The 1,075-nt window shown below is 70.0% G+C and carries 1 protein-coding gene; it reads right to left on the reverse strand.

What is annotated here, in order from left to right:
* On the reverse strand, positions 1-792 hold a 792-nt coding region (locus tag LQV45_RS35035), incomplete at its 3' end, for a VIT1/CCC1 family protein (protein ID WP_374208375.1).
* Positions 793-1,075 lie beyond the last annotated feature (283 nt).

Consider the following 1,075-nt stretch of genomic DNA (forward strand, 5'->3'; position numbering starts at 1 on the left):
CCGCTGCGACCGCACGGAAATGAACTCGCCGGCCCCCATGGACAGTGCGCCGGCCAGCAGCCCGGCGACGCCGCTGAGGAGTACCACCTGGCTGCCCACGCCCGAGGCCGCCATGCCCATGACGAGGGACAGGTTGCTGACCAGCCCGTCGTTGGCGCCGAAGACGGCGGCGCGGAACGTTCCGGCCAGCCGGTTGCGGCCCCGGGTGGCCAGCCCGCGGACCACTTCTTCGTGGATCTGCTCGTCGGCGACCATGGCCGGGGTGGCGAACGATTCGGTGGCGTACGGGGAGCGGCTCTCCGCCCGCTGGGCCAGGGCCAGGACGAAGACCGAGCCGAAGTGCCGGGCCAGGAAGCCCAGGAACCGGCTCCGGAGTGAGGCGTGCCGGTCCTTGCCGGCGTGATCGCCCAGCAACTGGAGCCAGTGCGCTTCATGGCGTCCCTCGGCCTCGGCCAGCGCCAGCAGGATGGCGCGTTCCTCCCCGGCGCGGTTCTGCGCCAGGTCCCGGTAGACGGCCGCCTCGGCACGTTCATCGGCGAGATACTGTCGCCAGCGCTTGATGTCCGCTGCGCTGGGCGCTGCGCTCGCGTCTGTTGCGGGCGACGGGCTCGGTGGGCTGACGGGAGCGGCAGTGGAGGGAGCCGCCGCGGGGGCAACAGAGGCGTGCGGCGAGGCGGGGCGCGGGTCCGTGTCGCGGACCGAAGAGGGCTGTGTCGGGTGGTGCTGCGAAGAATCGTTGCGGTCCGATTCGGTGTGCTGAGACACGAAAAACTCCTGGGTTTGGTCGGGCATGGTCCGGCCCCATTGCGACTCCAGAGTACCCCGTATTTCCGTGCTTTTCCGGCTGGCCATCCTCAGTGGAAAGTTTAGGGAGGCCGTAACTGCCCTGCCCCGGCGGGACCGTCCGCAGCCGCTTTCCGGCAGCAATTGTGAGCCCTTGACCGCCCGGGTCCGCGGTGTTCGAATGAAACCCAGGGCGGGCTCCCCGGGGCCTTGCCGCCACCGAAGCCGCATGGAGGTTGCATCATGGATAGCACCGCATCACATCCCATCCAGCCGGCCCGGGAGTCACTCG

Source organism: Microbacterium sp. Bi128, assembly GCF_918698205.1.